Consider the following 19,535-nt stretch of genomic DNA (forward strand, 5'->3'; position numbering starts at 1 on the left):
TAATAGTTACCTATTTTGATGGATGAGAAATTTATGCTAATTAAGTGATTGAAATTGGTGGGCGTAACAGGGATTGAACCTGTGACCTCTCCCATGTCAATTTGCTCCGGCAATTTATACGGTCAATCACTGACATACATAAATTCAATTTTTTCAACAATTAAAATAGTTTTTTTGTAACATTGGTTTTTACGATCACTCACGAATATTCATACGGAAAGTTACCTATAAGTTACCTAAGAGGACGTTATGACCAATACCATCAACTTTACCAAACAAGCCTTGGATGCTCTTTCTGTTACAGAACTTCAGTACGATGTAAAGGATCGTAAGACACCAGGCCTAATTGTTCGTATCAATCCTGGCGGTAAAAAGACATTTATGTTCTTTCGTAGAGTGAATGGTAAATTGTTACGGGTAAAGATTGGTTATACCCATGACATCAGCATAGAGCAAGCCCGCAAAAAAGCGATTTCATTGAACAGCCAAATCATTTCAGGTGTGAATCCAAATGAGATACTGCGTGGCAAACGTAAAGAATTAACCTTTCAACAGCTTTTTGATAAATATTATCTCGAACATGCCTTGGTTCATACAAAATGGCCAGGAGCTAATAAGGCAACACTAGAGTTTCATCTTCCTGCTAAATTCTGGGCAAAAAAAGTTGGAGACATTACCAAACAACAACTCAGGGATATACACCTCAAACAGGGTGAATCAAGAGGTAAGCAACAGGCAAACCGTGTTCTCAATATTATAAGTGCGGTGTATAACTTTGGAATCAGAGAAGACTTATATAATGGCACCAACCCCACAATGGGTATTAAACGCTTCAAATCTAGAAGCCGTGACAGGTTTCTTAGTGCAGAAGAGTTAAGAAAATTCTTTTTGGCGTTAGAATCCGAAGAACAATTATACCGGGATTTTTTCATGCTCTCTGTTTTTATCGGAGCGCGAAAAAATAATATGCTCAAAATGCGGTATAGCCACATAGATTTTGATTTAAAACGTTGGCGGCTTACCGAAGATGAAAGCAAAAACAATGACGTGAACATATATATGCTTTCTGATCATGCATTGGATATATTGAAGCGCCGTTGGCATGAGAACAAATGTCAACCGGTTCCTTCTGAATTCGTATTTCCTGGGGGTGGCATTGACGGGCATTTAAAAGACCCTAAGCGATCTTTTACCAGAATTAAACAACGGATGGGTGTTACTGATATTTGGATCCATGACTTACGACGGACGCTTGCAAGTTATATGGCAATCAATAATACCAGTCTGCCAATAATAGGTAGGGCGTTAAATCATAAAAGCCAGGTATCTACTGCTATTTATGCACGACTATCTGGCGATCCTGTTAGAGAGGCGGTAAACTCTGCAACACAGTTAATGATTAATAAGATTAGAAAGCCTGATATGTCCTTTACTACCAAGATGGGTTATCAAATGGGTATTAAGTATTATTGTAGATTGTAATGGGGGGTATCTTCTTCTAGCCCAGTTAAATAATATTAGACAATTCTTATATGGAGATTTACAAGAGTCTTTTTATAATCATTAAGGATAATGCTAATGTGCCTCTATTGTTTAGTTAGGATTGCTAATTATATTTGCATTTTAACTTATAGCTATTAGTAGATAAATGTATGATGAAATAGCGCAGAACATTAGGCATATAAGGCAAAGAATTAATTCTGCATGCGAGCTTTATGGTAGAGATAAAGATGAAGTAAAACTTCTTCTGGCAACAAAAACAGTTTCAGTCGATAAAATCAAAGCTGCGATTGATTTAGGACATGACCTTATTGGTGAGAACAAGGTACTTGAAGGAATTGAAAAATATGATTTGCTAAAGAATAACAACTGCCAATGGCATTTGATAGGTCATTTACAAACCAATAAAATAAAACATGCCTTGAGATATGTTGATTTAATTCAATCTGTAGATAGGATGAAACTTGCAGAGAAGCTGAATAATAGATGCAAGTATGAAAATAAGGATGTAGATATTTTTATTCAGGTTAATACTTCTAATGAGATCAGTAAGTTTGGAATTGAGCCAGAGACTGCTATTGAATTTATAAAGCAAGTATCCGATTTTGATAGGCTACACATAAAAGGGCTTATGACGATTGGTCTTCTTTCCTCAAAAAGTGATGCTGTCAGAGACTGCTTTAAAAGACTAAAAGAAATTCAAGTTCAGGCAATGGAGCTACATATTCCTAATGCTAGCTTTAATGAGTTGTCAATGGGTATGTCTGACGACTTAGAATTAGCAATAGCCGAAGGAAGTACAATGATTAGAATTGGTACAGCAATTTTTGGTGAAAGACCATATCCTGATAGTTATTATTGGAACGAAAATAGCGACACATGAATCTTCATTATATACAACATGTACCTTTTGAAGAAATTGGTCATATAGAGATATGGGCAAGAACAAGAGGTTGTACTATCTCTTCTACTAAGATGTACTTAGGTGAAGAATTACCACCCATAGAACAAGTAGATATGCTTGTGATACTTGGTGGCCCCATGAGTATATTCGACTTTGAGGAACACCCCTGGCTGAGAGAAGAACGAGAGTTTATCAAAAGAGTTATAGATACTAACAAATTGGTACTTGGTATTTGTCTTGGAGCACAGTTGGTAAGCGACATCTTGGGTGCTAGTGTTTATCCAAGTAAACATAAAGAAATTGGTTTCTTTCCTATTAAGAAAACAGAAGGTGCTAGTAATAAATCTGAGCTTTTAAATCTTTTGCCTGATAGCTTTCATGTATTTCATTGGCATGGAGATATGTTTGATATTACTGATAATGGTATTAGACTCTTTCACAGCGAAGCCTGTAAAAACCAAGCTTATTTACAAGACAATATTTTATGTTTTCAATTTCACTTTGAGGTTACGGTGGAAAATATTAACAATATGCTTACTCACGGCCGTCATGAATTAAATTTTAATAAGACTTACATTCAGAATGAAAAGAAAATCCTGTCTAACTTGCAGCATCTAAATTGTATGCACATGTATTTAGAAATGGTGTTAGATCGTTTTATTGCACAAAATCATAACCAATTATAAATAAAAACTCTTGCAGCAATAATAAAATCGATATAGAGCGCCTTGTATAGTTAGGAATCCTTACTATATTTGTTGTTCATTATTAACATTTAAAAGGAATAGAAATGAGTAAATCAAAATTTTATCATGCTGGCTGTCCTGTTTGCGTTAGTGCAGAACAAGACATTGTAAATTTAATTGGACAGGACAATGTGGATGTTGTTCATATCGGAAACGACAAATCTAGAATACAAGAAGCAGAAAGTGCTGGGGTGAAATCTGTTCCAGCCCTGGTTACACCAGAGGGTAATGTATTACACATAAATTTTGGTGCATCAATTGAAGATGTAAAAGGCTAATTTTTAACCTATATAGTTAGGACTCCTGTCTTTTATGGAGTCCTGACTATTCAAACTTCGTTTAAAAATGAAAAGAATAACAACTTTGTTAGTATTACCATTAATGCTATTTTTTGCAGACTGTTCTAATGCACAAGAGTCTAATTATAAAAATCCCAACTTCTCAATTAACAATGTTGAGGTTTCTCATAACAAAGAGTTAGGCGTTACAATCTGGGATATACAGGTCAAAGGCAACGCAGGGCAAACTAGACCTCGTTTAACAGGAAGTTTAGATGGTGCTCATGTATTAGGGTATGTTTTTCCAACAACACTTAAACCTACTGACGTTGGGTTTAATGCAACTGATGGTATTGTAGCCTTAGCATTAACTTCTCATCCTGATTTTGATGACACTCCTTTGTGGGATGAAAATAGCGACAATGTGTTTGATAATGATGGGCTCGAATGGCACCCGCATTGGGTAGTTTTAGTTGAAGATAAAAGGGTAAAGGGAGGCTTAGCTGTAAAACAATTTAAAAAGGAAGATAAAAGTATCGTATTGCCACCTACAAACCCAGGAATGCCTATGTATATGGACTCACCAGGTTATCCTGTAATAACTAAAAACAATTCGATTAAGGTTATCGTTCCTGATTACAGAATCAATAATAAATTTGATTTTAATTATGATGGTGTAGCTGCTTTTATGAAAGTAAACACTACTAATAAAGACTTGCCAATGTTAGGTGTTTATGATGTTTATAGTGTAGCCAGTGGTAACTTATCATTACCCTATAAAGTAAAGTGAAAAGAAATGAAGATTTCTGTGTGGGATACCTATGTAAAAAGAGTGGACGGAAAAGTTATGCATTTTGACATACTAGTTCCGTCAGAGTTTAAAGATGAAGCAAAAATCTTTGAATATGGAAACTATTATTTAAGTACTAAGCATTTTAAGACTGATAGTATAACTTCTAAAGAATGTAGGTTCTGTCATATAGAATCACCCTCAACAGAAATAGTACAACAGATTAAAAAGGATGGATATGCAATTATAGAAATGGAGAATTGCGATTAACTAAGAATGATTGCGTATTTTGCCTATTGAGTTTATGCTCGGTAGGCAATTTTATTATGAGTAAAACTATTTTTAATCCTGAAGAACAAGAGCTGGACTTATCAAAGAAAGTCACCGTTGGGCTGGAGAGAATATCAGCAGCCTTTAAAGCTTTATTATGGGATAAGGCTAAACAATTTGAGTTAAGCCCTATACAAATTCAAGTATTGATATTCATTTCATATCATCAGAAAGAATATTGCACAGTTAGTTACCTGGCTAAGGAATTTAATGTTACTAAGGCAACTTTAAGCGATGCCATAAAATCTCTTGATAGTAAAAGATTGGTGAAAAAAGATCATCTTGCTGAAGATAGCAGAAGCTATTATATTCAACTAACAACAAGAGGCAGGAAGGTTGTTCAAGAAACTGAAAGTTTTTCTGCTCCAATTTCACAACAAATAAGTGATGCTAAAAATAGTGATCTAGAAATTTTATACAAATATATAAGTCAACTTGTCTATCAGTTAAACCAGAAGGGTGTACTTTCTGTACAGCGTGTTTGTTTTACTTGTCAGTATTATAGCCAGTCAAAAGGCAAGAGCTACTGTAATATGCTCAAAAAACCTTTAAAAGCTACAGAGATCAGACTTGATTGCCCGGAGCATATTGAAACATTATAACCTTCTTTCAATATTGATATTGTTCCAATCTTTTACCCCCTCTACTTTTTTCTACTGCTATTTATTCCAATGTTTTTAGTGGTGACAATTAGTGTGAAATAAAAATTATAGAACATTTATTATTGTAGTAAGAGATATTCAAGTCTGAATTTTGAAAATGAATTATACGAACTTGCATGAATTACATACTGCAAAATAATTAGCTAACTACAACATTTCTACTCATCTAATATTCTAACAGTTAATCCTTCAATAGATTCATCTATTAATATTTGACATGATAAACGTAATTTCTTACTTCTTCCCCCAATTCTTGAAATTGTTGACTCTTCATTTCTTTCCTGAGAAGTTATACCTGTCTTTTGGTCAAGTATTTCAATTAAACACGTAGCACATCTACCCATTCCGCCACATTCACCAAAACAGTCAACATATATATTGTTTCTTATTAACTCCATTAAGTTTCTATACTCCGCTCTAAAAGTCTTAATCTCATATCTGGAATCATTATCTAAAATATAAACTTTTAATTCTTTCATATTTTGAGTTTCACATGATTATTCAACCCAAAACTCATCGTCATATTGTTCTACAAGCTTTTGAGAATGCAATACATCTAAGCTTTCGCCAATACTGTTTAATTGAATTTCAGTTAACGACAACTCCAAGAGGGGGAATAAACTCCTTTCTTCAAATCGAATATGCTCATCTACTTTCTTTGCGAGATTTTTAAGACTTTCTACGGAATCATCATTACCCGATAAAACACCTGTTACCATGTTTTTTATCTCCTGGTGGTCGTCACACGCTCTTTTACACATATCATGTTCTATCTGATTAAAGAGAAGTGTTTCCTCCGCTCTGAAATGTGGTTCCATATATGTATTAAAGAAGTACTCTACATATTTTACAATCCGATTGACTTCAACATCCTTTTTTATGCCTGTTCGAATCTTCCAGCAGAATAATAATCCGAAATGATGTTCTCTTGAGAGCGGTTGAATATGTTTATTTCGTTTTAATGGCTTTTGACCCATGTTATCTTATTTTTATTTGCAACTATTGCTCCGCTTCCAGTGCAATAGATTTTGGGAATAGAATATTATTCTCAAGATGGATATGTAAGTGCAAATCAGTTTCAAAGTCCCTCAACATCTGGTAAGTAGCAGAATAAGTATTACAACCGTCTTCAGGAACCAGGTAGTCGTTTGTAATATGCTTGATTCTAACGAAACGCTCTCCTTCAGACTCGTGTTCTTTCATCATCATTCCGATAGGGTTCTTGACAGAACCGAATGGAGCCGGCACAATTTGCGTGTTATCAGTTTTTGCTTTGACCAGATTTCTGATATGCGGAAACAGCAACATCTCTTCTTTTTGCATGTGCGTAGAAAGTTCATTCGCACTACTCTCAAAGTGGCGTTGCACTTCGTAAAGCTCAGGGTGTTTCTCACCATGTACCTTGCAAAGTCGGTCAAGGTTTTTAGAGATAACAGGTACCTCTTCCCTTACATATCTATGGTGTTTTTTTTCAATGTAGTCTATCAACAAATCTAAAGGCCATGAATTATAGTCAATGCCTGGTGTTATAACACTATTGTCTGTTAGTTCATTGATTATTTCTTTTATATTGATATTCTTTTCTTTACAAACATCGTGTAGTGTTTTGTTCCCACCACAACAATAATCTAAACCATACTTATTAAATACTTTAGATGTACTCAGGTTATTAGCAACAATGCTACCTAATGTGTTATTTTCTGTAACTGTCATGTTTTTTGTATTTTAATTGCCCCAGTTTTGTTTTTCTTCCTCTGATAATAAATTAGGAAAGAACATCCTTTTTTGATATTTTGGATGGAGATATTTTTTCCATTCCGACCCTCCGGTAGCATCTTTGTTCTCATTCCGTGAATCGAGATAATGTTGAGCAGTATTTAAATGCACCAAAGGCCATTCTATGTTATACAACCTATCAAATTGTCTTAATTGAGTTTGCAGTTCAGAATTATCTCCGGCGAAAGAAGAGAATCGTTCCTCTACTGTTTTTCCCACTACATTTTCTGCCAGCCTTGTAATTTCTTCAATATACTTTTCCTCGAATAATTGTAACGTAATGGATTTTTTACCTGTTGATCTATCATATCCTGCATCTTTCCAGTATAAATTATCAATACAGTCTTGTAGCGTAGGGTTCACTGGCATAGGTTTAAATGGTCGTTTACAAACAAGGTTTGTCACACGCGTACAATATAGCTCAATGTATCTGAACTGAACACTTTGAAATCCGCTTGCAGGTGTTAGCGATGCTCTGAAGGTATTATAGTCATCGTAATCCATTCCATCTTTCATAATATCAAAGGATGAAATCAGCATAGTTGTATAGCGATTCACCCGTTGTATCTTCTCAAGCATTATTGAGGGCGTAATCTCATCATTCAACGAGATCTGTTTTATCTCGTGCAATACTAGTTTTAGGAGTAGTTCAACCACCTGATGATACAAAATGAATATTTCTTCATCCTTGAAATTCGTTCTGGTCTTTTGCAGAGACAACAGGGTGTCAACTGAAATATAATCCCAGTATGTTATAGGTTTGGTATGCAATAACCCCTGCATATACGTCTCAGGATTTTCTCCCAAAGCAATGTACTTCTGCTCTAGTAATTCAATTGTTTTCTTATCTGTCATATTTTAAATTTTTCAAATTGTGCCAACCCGAAGCTGACCAATAAAATGATCTTTAGCGCTTCCGCAATAATAAAAAGAAGGTGTAGGCTTGAAGGGGCTGTATCTTGTCCACTGATATGCAGTTCTGCCCTGGCATCTAATTGAGGCAGTAACCAGAAAGTTTGTAATAATAGTAGAGATGCAATAATGATCAGAATAAGAGTATTTGCAGTGAGCGTTAGAGTTCCCTGAAATATGAGACAGGCAATGATTGCAATACAAAATAGCCATTCGATTTTATTCAGGGCTGCAAATACAATTCTACCTATCCCTAAGCCAATAGGCAATGTTACACCAGGGGCACGAAACTTTAACCAGGCTTCAAGAAAACTGATAGCAAATACAGCTCCCGACCAGATGAAAGCAACTGCAATTGATGTTTTATATGACACTGCAGGACTCAAAGCAACGGTTTAGCTGGGTTATTTCTGTAGTATGATATTTTTGAAAGAAACATGACAGCCATTTTATCTCCCCTCCATTTTGCTTCTTTAGCAATCTCGCCCTCAAAATGGCTGTCAATATTTTTATGCCATAATTCAAGCCATTTATCAAAATGCACCTGATCGACATCTAATTTTGCATGGGGTAAGAAAGGACTACCGGAATAGGTATGTTCATTTAAAAGTACCGTTTGCCAAAACCGATACATCTTGCTCAAATGTTCCGGCCACCTATCCTGAATAATGGTATTAAATATAGGGCCCAACAGATCATCTTTCCTGATGTCATCATAAAATGAGTTGACCAGTATTTGAATGTCATCTAATGTCGATATGTCTTTTTTATCCATGATGTTATACTCTAACAGATAAGAATGTGAACAAGTAATACATGGCCCATCCACCAAAACCTATTATTAATATCCACACCCATGCTGGGATGCTTTGAGGGGTTTCACTGCCCTCTATATAAAATGATTTTTGAGAGCCTTTGCCGTATGCATTGATCATTATTGGCACAACTCCATCAACTACCGAATTTTCTTTGATTCCCCCTATATCAATTGCAGGTCCGTTACGCACAATAAATGGGATTAATCTGATACCTTCTTTGCCGTCAGGGTCTTTACTCACGACTTTAAGAGTGTGCTCTCCATCAGTTAGCTTATTTGTATCCAATTCAAAGTTTATTGGTGACTCCACTTCTGCAATAGGACTAGACTCATCGTCCAAAAAGATCAATATTCTACTTTTGCTACTCATGTTCTTCTGTATTTAAGATGAACCTTTTAATATGTTGTTCAGACTTTTCGCCAGGACTCAGAAGATATCGTAGGGAAAAGAAAAGAGTTATTAATACAATGATTACCATTGCAATTATTATCAGGTAGTCCCAATTACTATCAGGCCCGACTCCGTGTGAGATACCTCTTATTATCTTGGGCTGCTGCCGCTCACAGACAGGACAAGAAAGAGCCTGTACGCTTGTTAGTAATGCAATTAGAAACGATGGCAAGAATTTTATTCTGAACATCAATTTTGTTTTTTTTGAATTAATGAAATGCTTTCAATAGCACGCACTAACATTCATATTTTATTAGGAAGATTACCGTTATTCACTTTTAAGCTTTATAAATTCTAATACCTTCTTTACGTCGTCCGCTGATATTTGTTTACCGCTGTTTCCCCACGAACTTCGTTCGTAGTTAATAATAGCTGCAATTTCATGTTCGGTAAATTCCATGTTTTTACCCACTGGGGGCATGACCCCATATTCTTGCCTAGCATCATAGCCGTTATATATGATATCAACATATAGTTCCAGGTTATCATCTTCAACCACTGAACTGCCTTTTAAAGGCGGGAACGCTCCAGGTAAACCCTGCCCATCTGCCTGATGACAACTCTGACAATTTGCCGTATAAAGCATCTTGCCATCCAAAACATCTGCTGTGCCGTCCTGCTTCATATTTTTATCTTTTCGTTTGTATAAAAATTCAGGAGCAGCGGTATTACCGGGTAATGGAGTTTGCTTTAACGCTTGCAAGTATGCAACGAGATACAATGCATCATTTGTCGCCACAACCTCTCCCTCAATGTCCTTTTTATATTTTTGAGGAATTGTCACAACTACATCAGTAGAATCCACTTCCTTTTTTATTGTAAAGAGCCAAGGGTATGCCGGCATGATTGATTCGTTTACTACAATCCTTGGGTTATATAAATGAACAAGGTTCCAATCTTTGCTCGGCTGTCGATTACCGATATCTGTAAGATCAGGCCCTGTACGTTCTGTCCCCATTAATGTTGCTGTATTACGGAAGATATCTGTCCTTGTGATGGACGCATAATCAGCGGCAATACTTGGTCGTTTTCCCCAAACCTTATCCATATCTACGTTTCGCACTTGCTGTGTATGACATGCAACACATCCATTAGCGATATAGATAGCTTTACCTTTCATCTCTATGTCTGATAGCTCTACAGCATCAGGTAGCGGAGCATTATTTTTTTGATTATTTAATGCCGGTACTATGGCAACCATTATTGTAAGTCCAACAAAAAACAATGCTGCTGTAGTAAAAAGTTTCTTATGATTATCAAATAATTCCATGTTTACTTATTAACTGTTAGTAGCAGATTTTACTTTCAATAAGTTTATAGCTGTGTCTTTAACGTCAACGCTTGATTCTGTGATAATCATTTTATACAGGTTGTAGGCAAATACGATGTGTGATAGCCACATAAGACTGCCTCCGATAGCTCGCCATAGCCAGTATGGAGCCATTAGAATAACACTATCAATAAATGGCTTGCCTTCTATCCATAGCAGTCCTTTCAAAGTACTTCCGTACATGAGCGGCACGGTATAGAACAACAATCCTATCAATGCCAACCAGAAATGTGCACCTATTGTCATCTGTGGCGCTTCCCTGCCTGTCAAGCGAGGCACGATAGCATAAATACATGCCCATAAAAAAAAGCAGATTATGCCATACATCGTCAAATGGGAGTGCGCTACAGTAAAGTCAGTAAAGTGCCAAAGTAAGTTAGTAGATCTAAATGCTTCAGCTGTTCCCTGCATTGATCCTGTGAAATAGAAAACAATACCTACTAAGAAAAATGGCAAGGTGTAGCTATCTTTTATCTTATACCATACACCTTTAAATGTTAGTAAGAAATTCGTTGTACCTGCTACCACGGGTATTGCCATACCTGCACTTCCGACAATAGCAACAGTTTGTAACCACCAGGGAATAGAACTAAACACAAAATGGTGTGTGCCGATTAATGTATAGAATAAAATTTGTGTCCAAAAAGCGAGAATACCTAAGCTATATGAATATATCGGCTTATTTAACTGTTGTGGTAAAAAATAGTAAACGATTCCCAGGGTAAAAAGCATGAACCACATTCCTACACCCTGGTGCATGTAATAACCTTGTACTATAGTTTCACCAAGCCCATTTTGCCAAAATGGGAGATAGGCAACTATAGAAATAACGATTGTGAAAATTATTGATGCAATGATGTACCAGTTTGAGATGTAAATCTCTCTTGTAGTCCTTTTCGCTACAGTCTGAATAAAATTCACCAACGTAATAATGAGCGCAATTGCAAAAAGCAGCATAACAGGCCAGGTGTATTCTCGGTATTCACCACCTCCATTATTAATGCCTGACATTAAACAAATTGTCCCTAATATAACAGCAGCATTAATGAGAAAAAGTGAGTACCAACCAGTTTTCATGTTAGCGAGCTTGGTATTGCTCACCTTGGGCACTATATAATAGGCAAGACCTATCATGCCCAACGATGCCCAACCCCAAAACACAGAGTTTGTGTGTACAGGTCTTAGTCGACCAAAGCTGAGCCAGCTTACATGATCTATATCAGGCGCAGCAAATTTAATTCCTAAATATTCTCCAACGGTTGTACCAAACAGAAGCCAAAATGTTGCTGTGCCGATAAACCAAAGTATTAGCCGTTTCAATTCAGGGTCTATATCGTGCGGCTTTTGTGCTCGTTTTTTAACTGCTACAATTGGGATTGTCTTTTCCTCAAGAATTTTAATCAATCCTCGATTATCTAACACTTGCTCATTTCCCGAAAGTTCCTTATTCGTGAGTTGGTAGTCTAAGGCTGATTTTCTTGATTGTAATTCTTCAATTTCATCATCACCTAAAGAATCTATATACTTCGCCAGTTCTTTTGCTTCTATCAGGTTACTCCTGTTCTTGTATTGCTTCAGAACGACAGTAAGTTTCATAATGAGAATAACAACTCCAACTGTTATAGGTATCATTAATAAGATTATAGTGATCAGCACTCCTGCCTCGTTAAAAAGAGAAGATTTTGAAATTGCGTCAGTACTTTGTGCCCAACTAGTAACTGGTATTTGGGAAAGTAGAACACTAAAAGCAATGAGTAACAAGTGTGAGTGTCCTTTACGTCTTTGCAACAGCTTCTGAATTTGCTTACTCGTTAACAGTTTTAAATATGACTGGCTCTTCGATCTATCTATATGAGATTTCTGCCGGGTACTTTCTACTTTAATTTGCTTTGCTTTCTGACTTAAAACCATTACCAGAAAGAACATTCCTAATACTAATAAAAAGAACAGTAGGAGCAACCCGTTAGAAGAACCTAATGTGAATTCTGATGGAGTACCATCAATTTGTTGTGCCAAACCTATAACCGGGATAAACATTCCAAACAATATTGCCGGAATTATTTTCAAAACATGCTTTAGATAATACATAGAAGATATAAACACCTTTTTATCTTTTATTTGAACAAATTTTTTATCTTTTTAAAAACAGCGTATTACGTTCTAGCTTTTCAGCAAACTCTCCAATCTTTGCATTTTTCAGCATATCATGTGTTTTTTGTCTGATTTCCTGATATTGATTATGGATAGGGCATGGTTTATTTGCGTTACACTGCTTTAGTCCTAATCCACAAGCTGTAAAAACTTTATCGCCATCTATTTCTTTCACAATGTCTGCAAGAGAAATGTCCAAACATTCAACATCAAGATAGAATCCTCCATTCGGACCTTTCATAGACTGAACAAGTCCCTTCTTACTTAAATCCTGAAGAATTTTTGCGATAAAATGCTCTGGAGAGTCAATGCCTTTAGCAATCTCCTTAATACCTATTCTAACACCATCCTTAGATTTCTGTGCTATATAAATAACAGCTTTAATAGCATATTCACATGTCTTAGAGAACATAAAATCCCATTTGCAATGCGAAGATATGACATTTGAACATTAAAAGATAAAAAACTCTTTTATTATTTTTTAGACGATTATCTTTATCTCAAAAAACAGAAAAATGAATAAATCAGCTATAAGAAAAGAAATGTCAGACAAAAGAAGCCAGTTAGCGAAAGAGGAGAAAGTCCTACTAGATCAAAAAATATGTGAGGCGATTGAGCAAGTAATTGATGATAAAAATTACCAGGTAATTCATAGCTACATTCCAATGGGTGATGAAGTGGATGTAAGGGGGCTTCTAAATAATTTACTTGCCGATGGTAAAACAGTTGTATGCCCAAAATCGTTGCCTAAAAAAGAAATGCAAAATCTGGTACTTGCTTCTTTAGATCAACTTGAAGATGGGCGATTTGGAACAAAGCATCCAGCTAGTGGTATTGAATATAACGGTGAGATTGAATTATATATAGTTCCGGGCCTAGCATTTGATAAGAGAGGTTACAGAATTGGCTATGGTTCAGGTTATTATGATAAGTTTTTTTCATCATGCCCAAAGGGATACAAGGTGGGAGTTTGCTATAATATGCAATTGATTGATAAAGTGCCTGAAGAGCCACATGATATTTCTTTAGATGAAATTATTAGTTTTTAATGTAAATACATTACATCTGTATGAGCAATAGAAATGTTAAGACTAAAGTTAGTTAAGATGGAATCGTGTTTTTGAAGTCTTAAAGAATAAGGCTATAAATAAAAGGAACCGAAGTAATATTACTATGGTTCCTTTTTAAGTTGTATACCAATAATCAATAAGCTTTCTATTAAAAGTTTGCACATATTCCTAACCTAAAAAATGAAATATCATATCCAAGTTCTGAGAATGCACCAAAATTTTTGCTGAAATTATATTTAGCACCTACGAACAATCCGGCAACAGGATACACGCCATTATCAGAATCGTTATAAAACGGGTCATTATATCTATATATTCTCATCCCGAATGTCACACCTCCATAGGGGTCAAATTTATTATTCTTGTTCTTTAACAAAGTCAAGTGATACGTCCCTCTTGCGCCGATTATGAAGTTGTTTGATCTGGCTTTAAAACCGTTTGCATAATTATCTATTGCTGTTTTTATTGCAATAATCCCCCCGACACCTATTGTGCCAGGACCAACATTTTCGACTATGCCCTGATCGTATATAAGACCCAAGAGAGGATATTGAGTATATCCAGAATAATAAAAGAAATCATAATTAGTCCCAACACCTATTGTCACCCCGATTGTTTTACTGCCCTTTTCAAATGCTGCACTAGCATCATTGTTGCTTTTTTGCGCAAAGAGAAGTTGACTAGGTAAGACAAATACAGAAAGGGATAAGAGGATTACTCTCACTGAGTTTCTAAGTTTCATACAATGAAAATTTATTTTTTATTTTGATTTGATGATTTTTTCTGTATGCAATAACTGCCCCTCAAGATTATAACAGTTTAGGAAATACATATTGGCAGGCAAATTAGAAACATCCAATGACTTGTTCGTTGTCTTCTTTATTACAACTTTACCATCCAAAGCTATCAGTTCAGTATAAATAGGCTGATCGGAATCTATGTGCATTGTATTATTTACTGGGTTTGGATATACTCGTGCCGACATCCTCGACAAACGATTTACTGATGTTGTCGGAGGGATTGTTTTTGAGAAAACCCATACTGCTCCATTAAAATTATTATCACCAAAGCCACCTGTTACGAACGTATTACCATCAGCTGATATTGAGACGGAGCCTCCTTGCTGAGAATTACCTGAATTGCCTGTACCTACATATTTATTCCCCTCTTGATTCCAATTACTACCATCATATTTAAATATCCAAGTTGAACCAATACCAATATCTCCACTGTTAGGCGTAAAAATACTTGCAGCCCCACCCATAACAACAGTTTTGCCATCATTTGAGATGTCAACGGAGCCACCTTGTTGTGCTTTACCAACTGGTAAGGTCCCTTGCAAGATTGACGAATAAGGTGTCCACGTTGAACCTGTCCTTGTAACAACAAATGCACCTCCAGTTTTGCTGTCGGCAGCAGCAGCACCAATCACTGCTACGTTTCCATTTGCTGATAATGCTACCGATGTTCCGATAGGCTGTAAGGTGCTGCCTGTCGCTTTACCACCTTGCTGAGTCCAGCTATTCCCGTTTCGGGCATAAAACCAAGCAGCACCTTTGGCTCCACCATCAAAACGTCCTCCAACTAATGCTGTTGAACCGTCACTAGACATGGCAACGCAATATCCTTGTTCAGAAGGGTATGAACTACTACTTACAGCATCAGATCCTTGTAACATGGCTTGCTGTGTCCATGTCGTGCCTGATCTTGTAAACACCCAAGCAGCGCCAACATGCGTATTATTTTGTGGACCACCTACAATAACAGTATTCCCGTCTGCTGAAATAGCTACAGAGAACCCTTGCCAAGCATTACCAGTTGCTCCTGTACCAACGAGTTTTGTTTGCTCTGTCCATGTTGTACCATTCTTTACAAATATCCATGCAGCCCCTGCTCCATTATTATCATTTGGGCCACCAATTATTGCAGTATTTCCATCGCCTGATACAGCTACTGAATTTCCTTGATTTGCGCCTCCGATAGCACCACTACCAACCAAAGTTTGCCCTTGAGTCCATATGCTGCCATTACGATTCATAATGACAGCCTGACCTGTAGCTCCGTTTGTGCCTCCCCATGCTCCTACAATAGCAATGGAAGCATCATCAGATAGAGAAACAGAACCTCCAAATGAAGCTGAGGCTGGTAAACCTGTTGCGGTCAGTTTTGGATGTTGCTGGTTGTATTGAGCAAACGCTATAGTAGATATTCCAATACTGATTAAAAGTGTAAATAATCTTTTCATGTTCTATTTTTTAATGTTTCACAAAATAATAAAATTACTGATAAATAATACTTTAGAGTATGAACTTTAGAATGGTACTTTTAGAGTATTATCTAAGCTACTTTTCAATTTTTTCATGAAAAGTAAACTGCGATACGAAGACAAAGAGCAGGTTTTAAAAGCCATCGGCAATAAGATGAAAACCTTGCGAAAGCAGAAGGGATACAAAAATTACGAGACTTTTGCATATGAGAATGAGATTCCCCGTGCTCAGTATGGTCGATATGAAAGAGGCTCTGACCTAAAACTGACGAACTTCCTGAAGGTCTTGGATGCGTTAGATATATCTTTGCATGAATTCTTTGACAAAGATTTTGATTGAGACCTTTTTGTTCTGAATTGCCAATATTTCCTCCCATACTTATGATGTTCATGCACGGGAAATTAGTATGATTGAACAGTTTATAGACCCAACATTTGGAATTATAAGCTATTTGCTTGGAATAAGCATCAAATTACTTGGAATAGAATATTTATGCTAGCTATAATTTACCCATCAATCTTTGAAAGTCAGAGCGGTATCCGTCAGAAACAGGTAATTCTCGACTATATCCTATAGGTGTTTTAGCAAACTCTCTAAGCTTTACGGATTTAGTAGAATAATTTGCTACGTGTTTATGGTTAACAAGATAAGAACGATGTATCTTGATAATGCCGTATGCAGCAAGAATTTCAGCTACTTTTCCTATTCCCTTTGACAATGTAACCTTTTTTAGAACGTTAGGTTTATCGTAGTCCCTAATAAAAAAATGAGTAGTCATATCAACTCCATGACAGCAAATAATGTCTTTTACTTTGACAACAATATTATCGTTACCGGCATAAAAGGAGACGATATGCTCATCTATATCTTGCACTTCAAGATTTCGCAGTAAAGTTTGCAACTGCTCTGCTCTAATAGCACCAAATTTCTTTCGATTAAATTTTTCTATTGCATCCGAAAGCTCATCTTCCATATAGGGTTTCATGATATAATCGAGACCACAAGCTCTTATCTGTTGGATATTCTGATCAACAAAAGCAGTTGTGAATATTACATCAAACGGTATGATTTTAAACATATTCAAAAGGTCAAAACCACCTTGCTCATTTCCATTTAAGTATATATCAAGGAAAACTAAATCAGGCTGGTGTTTTTTTATTGCTGTACAAGCACTATCTATATCTGCACACACAGCTTTAACCTGTAGTGTAACATCTGCTTTTTTTAAAAGTTGCTGTAGGTTTTTACTAAACAGAGGTTCATCCTCAACAATCACACATTTAATCATAATCAGTTCTTAAATTTCGATAATAGGAAATGAAAATATTACTCTTGTACCTGTTTCACCGCTAATTTCTGTTGATTTATCCATAATTTGAAAATAGGCTTTTTTATTGTTGTGGTTCCAAATGGAGACCAATCTTTCAGCTAATGAAGTGCCGTATGATTTTCTTATAATATGCTTACCTTGCTTCTTTGCATTAACACCAACACCTGTATCTTCAACGACACACTTGATCTTATCCTTATCTTTGGAAATATCTATAGTGACTGTTCCTTCTTTTTTTTCTGACAAGCCATGTCTTAAAGCATTCTCTACAACAATTTGCAGTACCATAGGAGGCATTACAACAATTTCAGGGTTTATCTCCTCACTTATATGCACTTGACAGGATATTTTATTTTCTGGAAATGACAGGCTTGCCAGTTGAAAGTAGTCATCAACAAAATTAAGTTCCTCTTTTAAAGTTGTCTGAGTTACAGTTGAGTTTCTGAGTACATTTCTAATCAAGCGGCTAAATTTATTCAGGTAGTCCTGTGCAGATTGTTTGTCACGATTTTCAATGAATTCATTAATAGCTAATAATGTAACACTGATAAAATGGGAATCTAACTGCGCTTTGATTGCAGATTGTTTGACATCTGCAAGTTCCAAGTTGTATTTGTCTTTTTGCCGCTTTCGTATGAAATAGAAAACAAGTATTGTAATAACCAGTAGTGAACAGGATACAGCTAGGATTACCCTTATTCGAGCCTTGTTCGCAGCTTTTGTCAGAGCATTTTTTTTATCATTCTCAGATTTTATTAGTTCTTCTTTTATCTCAAACTCGTACTCCATTTGAGCCTGAACTGTTTTCCTTGCAACATCTGCACTATAAAGACTATCCTTTGCAACAACATATTGTTTATAATATTTTAATGCGCCCACAAAATCTCCCAGGGTACTGTCCAATAGATATAGTCCAAGGTAGCTATCTTTAATACTCTCCAGGTGTCCGGTTTCATTAGATAATTCTAGTCCTTTTTTAAGGTAGACAGACGCTTTTTGAGTATTTTTCTGGTTTAGGTATATACGTCCGGCATTATAATAAGAATATGCTAGTCCAAATTTGTCGTCTAATTTTTTATGTTGTTCAATAGCAACTGCATAGTATTTAAGTGCATTATCATAGTCTTTTTGTTCAAGATATGTGGAACCTATGTTATGGTAGGAGTCTGCAATGCCTTTGGCATCTCCTATTTTCTGTCTGATCTTTAAAGCTGTTAAATGGCTCTCTAGCTCAAGATCATACTTGCCCAATTTTTGATACGCAATGCCTACGTTATCATAACAATCAGCTTCAGAACGCTTATCATTTAATTGTATAGCTATCGCTAATGCCTTTTGATAGTTGTCCAGTCCTTCTTGAAACCGTTCCTGATCAATCAGTATGTTTCCTATATTATTATAAGAACTGGCTACGCCTCTTTTGTCATCAATTTTTTTCCTGATCTTTAAGGCTGACAGGTGCATGTTTAAAGCCTCTGCAAGTTTGCCCTGCTTCAAATATACAATGCCAATATTATTATAAGCTGCTGCAATTCCCCAATCATACTTTTGTTCTTTTTGTATTTCTAAAGCTCTAAGCTGGTATTTTAATGCCTTTGGATAATTGCTTTGTACCTGACCTAAGGCCCCAAGATTACCGTAACAGAATGCGATACCTGGCTTATCATCAACTTCTGTTCTGTACTCTAGTGATTTTAAGAAATTTTGTTCAACACTGTCATACTGTCCCTGATAGAAGTAAGTGACCCCTATATTATTATAACTGTCGCCAAGCCCTTTCTTTATCCGTTTTTGCTCTTTTGAACCTGCGCGCACTAATTTTAGTTTGTAAAGGTCTATCGCATCATGACCATTACTTAGTGCTTCATCATACATACCTGCATTAGCATAAATCATGCTTTGATTTAAAAGAGCATCAGCTTGTCCAAGATCGTATGAAGCCTGTATTGCATATGTATAAGCTAATTCAGCATAAGTAATGGCTGTGTCGAGCTCTTTATCCTTTAGTATAAAAGCAATACGGTTAGCAACATCAGCTTTTTTCTCTGTTATACTGGATTTATTTAACTCTGTTTTTAGAGAATCTATATCTGAAGTGCTTTGCGCCAGTGAAGGAAAACTGTAGATCCCTAAAGTGGTAAGTAATGTGATTGTAACTCTTAATGTAACGCGCATAACCTGATGAAGATAAATCAGGTCTAAAATACAAAGTCAAACGATA

General features: G+C 36.0%; 23 protein-coding genes. 9 read left to right on the forward strand and 14 right to left on the reverse strand.

The annotated features are described in order from the left end of the window. Window positions 1-249: 249 nt before the first annotated feature. The 7 genes from R2800_03550 (at window position 250) to R2800_03580 (ending at window position 5,150) form a co-directional block, all read left to right on the forward strand. Window positions 250-1,482: a site-specific integrase gene (locus R2800_03550; protein MEZ5016099.1), complete on the forward strand. Its 1,233-nt coding sequence runs from the start codon at window positions 250-252 to the stop codon at window positions 1,480-1,482. A gap of 166 nt (window positions 1,483-1,648) precedes the next feature. Beyond that, window positions 1,649-2,383, forward strand: coding sequence for a YggS family pyridoxal phosphate-dependent enzyme (locus R2800_03555; protein ID MEZ5016100.1), 735 nt, complete (start codon window positions 1,649-1,651; stop codon window positions 2,381-2,383). Further along, window positions 2,380-3,090 carry a type 1 glutamine amidotransferase gene (locus R2800_03560; protein MEZ5016101.1) on the forward strand — a complete coding sequence of 237 codons (711 nt, stop codon included), beginning with the start codon at window positions 2,380-2,382 and terminating at the stop codon, window positions 3,088-3,090. The genes R2800_03555 and R2800_03560 overlap by 4 nt, the downstream gene beginning before the upstream one ends. A gap of 104 nt (window positions 3,091-3,194) precedes the next feature. After that, window positions 3,195-3,428 (forward strand): thioredoxin family protein, encoded by a 234-nt coding sequence (locus R2800_03565; GenBank protein ID MEZ5016102.1) that lies wholly within the window; start codon window positions 3,195-3,197, stop codon window positions 3,426-3,428. A 67-nt stretch (window positions 3,429-3,495) separates the two neighbouring features. Then, window positions 3,496-4,218: a hypothetical protein gene (locus tag R2800_03570; protein MEZ5016103.1), complete on the forward strand. Its 723-nt coding sequence runs from the start codon at window positions 3,496-3,498 to the stop codon at window positions 4,216-4,218. Between the two features lie 6 nt (window positions 4,219-4,224). Next, complete coding sequence (locus tag R2800_03575; GenBank protein ID MEZ5016104.1) at window positions 4,225-4,488, forward strand: DUF2024 family protein; 264 nt, start codon at window positions 4,225-4,227, stop codon at window positions 4,486-4,488. A 56-nt stretch (window positions 4,489-4,544) separates the two neighbouring features. Further along, window positions 4,545-5,150, forward strand: a complete 606-nt coding sequence (locus tag R2800_03580) for a MarR family winged helix-turn-helix transcriptional regulator (GenBank protein ID MEZ5016105.1) — start codon at window positions 4,545-4,547, stop codon at window positions 5,148-5,150. Between the two features lie 218 nt (window positions 5,151-5,368). Here R2800_03580 and R2800_03585 read toward each other — a convergent pair whose 3' ends face one another. From R2800_03585 to R2800_03630, 10 genes are all read right to left on the reverse strand, one after another. Beyond that, a complete protein-coding gene (locus tag R2800_03585) occupies window positions 5,369-5,689 on the reverse strand; it encodes a 2Fe-2S iron-sulfur cluster-binding protein (GenBank protein MEZ5016106.1) in 321 nt (106 codons plus the stop codon). Between the two features lie 18 nt (window positions 5,690-5,707). Then, window positions 5,708-6,187: a hemerythrin domain-containing protein gene (locus R2800_03590; GenBank protein MEZ5016107.1), complete on the reverse strand. Its 480-nt coding sequence runs from the start codon at window positions 6,185-6,187 to the stop codon at window positions 5,708-5,710. A 22-nt stretch (window positions 6,188-6,209) separates the two neighbouring features. Beyond that, entirely contained in the window at window positions 6,210-6,923 is a 714-nt protein-coding gene (ric, locus tag R2800_03595; protein MEZ5016108.1) for an iron-sulfur cluster repair di-iron protein, read from the reverse strand. Between the two features lie 12 nt (window positions 6,924-6,935). Further along, window positions 6,936-7,841, reverse strand: coding sequence for a tryptophan 2,3-dioxygenase family protein (locus R2800_03600; protein MEZ5016109.1), 906 nt, complete (start codon window positions 7,839-7,841; stop codon window positions 6,936-6,938). After that, window positions 7,838-8,284, reverse strand: coding sequence for a hypothetical protein (locus R2800_03605; protein ID MEZ5016110.1), 447 nt, complete (start codon window positions 8,282-8,284; stop codon window positions 7,838-7,840). Before R2800_03605 ends, R2800_03600 begins: the two co-directional genes overlap by 4 nt. Further along, complete coding sequence (locus R2800_03610) at window positions 8,281-8,673, reverse strand: group III truncated hemoglobin (GenBank protein ID MEZ5016111.1); 393 nt, start codon at window positions 8,671-8,673, stop codon at window positions 8,281-8,283. Before R2800_03610 ends, R2800_03605 begins: the two co-directional genes overlap by 4 nt. A gap of 4 nt (window positions 8,674-8,677) precedes the next feature. After that, the gene (locus tag R2800_03615; GenBank protein MEZ5016112.1) at window positions 8,678-9,085 is read right to left on the reverse strand and encodes a cytochrome C; all 408 of its coding nucleotides are present in this window, start codon (window positions 9,083-9,085) and stop codon (window positions 8,678-8,680) included. Between the two features lie 349 nt (window positions 9,086-9,434). Then, the gene (locus tag R2800_03620) at window positions 9,435-10,436 is read right to left on the reverse strand and encodes a cbb3-type cytochrome c oxidase subunit II (protein MEZ5016113.1); all 1,002 of its coding nucleotides are present in this window, start codon (window positions 10,434-10,436) and stop codon (window positions 9,435-9,437) included. A gap of 9 nt (window positions 10,437-10,445) precedes the next feature. Beyond that, window positions 10,446-12,533, reverse strand: a complete 2,088-nt coding sequence (locus R2800_03625; GenBank protein ID MEZ5016114.1) for a cbb3-type cytochrome c oxidase subunit I — start codon at window positions 12,531-12,533, stop codon at window positions 10,446-10,448. A 94-nt stretch (window positions 12,534-12,627) separates the two neighbouring features. After that, entirely contained in the window at window positions 12,628-13,059 is a 432-nt protein-coding gene (locus R2800_03630) for an Rrf2 family transcriptional regulator (protein MEZ5016115.1), read from the reverse strand. 103 nt (window positions 13,060-13,162) lie between these two features. Here R2800_03630 and R2800_03635 point away from each other — a divergent pair, with 103 nt between their 5' ends. Continuing rightward, window positions 13,163-13,696 carry a 5-formyltetrahydrofolate cyclo-ligase gene (locus R2800_03635; GenBank protein ID MEZ5016116.1) on the forward strand — a complete coding sequence of 178 codons (534 nt, stop codon included), beginning with the start codon at window positions 13,163-13,165 and terminating at the stop codon, window positions 13,694-13,696. A 169-nt stretch (window positions 13,697-13,865) separates the two neighbouring features. On the opposite strand, the gene R2800_03640 is transcribed toward R2800_03635, so the two are convergent. Together R2800_03640 and R2800_03645 are read right to left on the reverse strand one after the other, a co-directional pair. Further along, window positions 13,866-14,459: a hypothetical protein gene (locus tag R2800_03640; protein MEZ5016117.1), complete on the reverse strand. Its 594-nt coding sequence runs from the start codon at window positions 14,457-14,459 to the stop codon at window positions 13,866-13,868. An 18-nt stretch (window positions 14,460-14,477) separates the two neighbouring features. Further along, the gene (locus tag R2800_03645; GenBank protein MEZ5016118.1) at window positions 14,478-15,962 is read right to left on the reverse strand and encodes a T9SS type A sorting domain-containing protein; all 1,485 of its coding nucleotides are present in this window, start codon (window positions 15,960-15,962) and stop codon (window positions 14,478-14,480) included. A gap of 115 nt (window positions 15,963-16,077) precedes the next feature. On the opposite strand from R2800_03645, the gene R2800_03650 reads away from it, so the two are divergent. Continuing rightward, window positions 16,078-16,323 (forward strand): helix-turn-helix domain-containing protein, encoded by a 246-nt coding sequence (locus tag R2800_03650; protein ID MEZ5016119.1) that lies wholly within the window; start codon window positions 16,078-16,080, stop codon window positions 16,321-16,323. A 160-nt stretch (window positions 16,324-16,483) separates the two neighbouring features. Here the strand turns inward: R2800_03650 and R2800_03655 are convergent, their stop codons facing one another. Both R2800_03655 and R2800_03660 read right to left on the reverse strand, forming a co-directional pair. Beyond that, the gene (locus R2800_03655; GenBank protein ID MEZ5016120.1) at window positions 16,484-17,272 is read right to left on the reverse strand and encodes a response regulator transcription factor; all 789 of its coding nucleotides are present in this window, start codon (window positions 17,270-17,272) and stop codon (window positions 16,484-16,486) included. Window positions 17,273-17,281: 9 nt separating this feature from the next. After that, window positions 17,282-19,489, reverse strand: a complete 2,208-nt coding sequence (locus R2800_03660; GenBank protein MEZ5016121.1) for a tetratricopeptide repeat protein — start codon at window positions 19,487-19,489, stop codon at window positions 17,282-17,284. Window positions 19,490-19,535: the final 46 nt, after the last annotated feature.

The sequence above is a fragment of the Flavipsychrobacter sp. genome, assembly GCA_041392855.1.
GTDB lineage: Bacteria > Bacteroidota > Bacteroidia > Chitinophagales > Chitinophagaceae > UBA5543.

Bases quoted from the DNA above. Each gene is read 5' to 3' on its own strand.
- R2800_03645 (MEZ5016118.1), bottom strand. From the start codon at position 15,962: ATGAAAAGATTATTTACACTTTTAATCAGTATTGGAATATCTACTATA.
- R2800_03570 (MEZ5016103.1), top strand. From the start codon at position 3,496: ATGAAAAGAATAACAACTTTGTTAGTATTACCATTAATGCTATTTTTT.
- R2800_03600 (MEZ5016109.1), bottom strand. From the start codon at position 7,841: ATGACAGATAAGAAAACAATTGAATTACTAGAGCAGAAGTACATTGCT.
- R2800_03620 (MEZ5016113.1), bottom strand. From the start codon at position 10,436: ATGGAATTATTTGATAATCATAAGAAACTTTTTACTACAGCAGCATTG.
- R2800_03650 (MEZ5016119.1), top strand. From the start codon at position 16,078: ATGAAAAGTAAACTGCGATACGAAGACAAAGAGCAGGTTTTAAAAGCC.
- R2800_03565 (MEZ5016102.1), top strand. From the start codon at position 3,195: ATGAGTAAATCAAAATTTTATCATGCTGGCTGTCCTGTTTGCGTTAGT.
- R2800_03655 (MEZ5016120.1), bottom strand. From the start codon at position 17,272: ATGATTAAATGTGTGATTGTTGAGGATGAACCTCTGTTTAGTAAAAAC.
- R2800_03615 (MEZ5016112.1), bottom strand. From the start codon at position 9,085: ATGAGTAGCAAAAGTAGAATATTGATCTTTTTGGACGATGAGTCTAGT.
- R2800_03550 (MEZ5016099.1), top strand. From the start codon at position 250: ATGACCAATACCATCAACTTTACCAAACAAGCCTTGGATGCTCTTTCT.
- ric (MEZ5016108.1), bottom strand. From the start codon at position 6,923: ATGACAGTTACAGAAAATAACACATTAGGTAGCATTGTTGCTAATAAC.
- R2800_03610 (MEZ5016111.1), bottom strand. From the start codon at position 8,673: ATGGATAAAAAAGACATATCGACATTAGATGACATTCAAATACTGGTC.
- R2800_03590 (MEZ5016107.1), bottom strand. From the start codon at position 6,187: ATGGGTCAAAAGCCATTAAAACGAAATAAACATATTCAACCGCTCTCA.
- R2800_03560 (MEZ5016101.1), top strand. From the start codon at position 2,380: ATGAATCTTCATTATATACAACATGTACCTTTTGAAGAAATTGGTCAT.
- R2800_03625 (MEZ5016114.1), bottom strand. From the start codon at position 12,533: ATGTTTATCCCGGTTATAGGTTTGGCACAACAAATTGATGGTACTCCA.
- R2800_03640 (MEZ5016117.1), bottom strand. From the start codon at position 14,459: ATGAAACTTAGAAACTCAGTGAGAGTAATCCTCTTATCCCTTTCTGTA.
- R2800_03555 (MEZ5016100.1), top strand. From the start codon at position 1,649: ATGTATGATGAAATAGCGCAGAACATTAGGCATATAAGGCAAAGAATT.
- R2800_03660 (MEZ5016121.1), bottom strand. From the start codon at position 19,489: ATGCGCGTTACATTAAGAGTTACAATCACATTACTTACCACTTTAGGG.
- R2800_03580 (MEZ5016105.1), top strand. From the start codon at position 4,545: ATGAGTAAAACTATTTTTAATCCTGAAGAACAAGAGCTGGACTTATCA.
- R2800_03630 (MEZ5016115.1), bottom strand. From the start codon at position 13,059: ATGTTCTCTAAGACATGTGAATATGCTATTAAAGCTGTTATTTATATA.
- R2800_03635 (MEZ5016116.1), top strand. From the start codon at position 13,163: ATGAATAAATCAGCTATAAGAAAAGAAATGTCAGACAAAAGAAGCCAG.
- R2800_03585 (MEZ5016106.1), bottom strand. From the start codon at position 5,689: ATGAAAGAATTAAAAGTTTATATTTTAGATAATGATTCCAGATATGAG.
- R2800_03575 (MEZ5016104.1), top strand. From the start codon at position 4,225: ATGAAGATTTCTGTGTGGGATACCTATGTAAAAAGAGTGGACGGAAAA.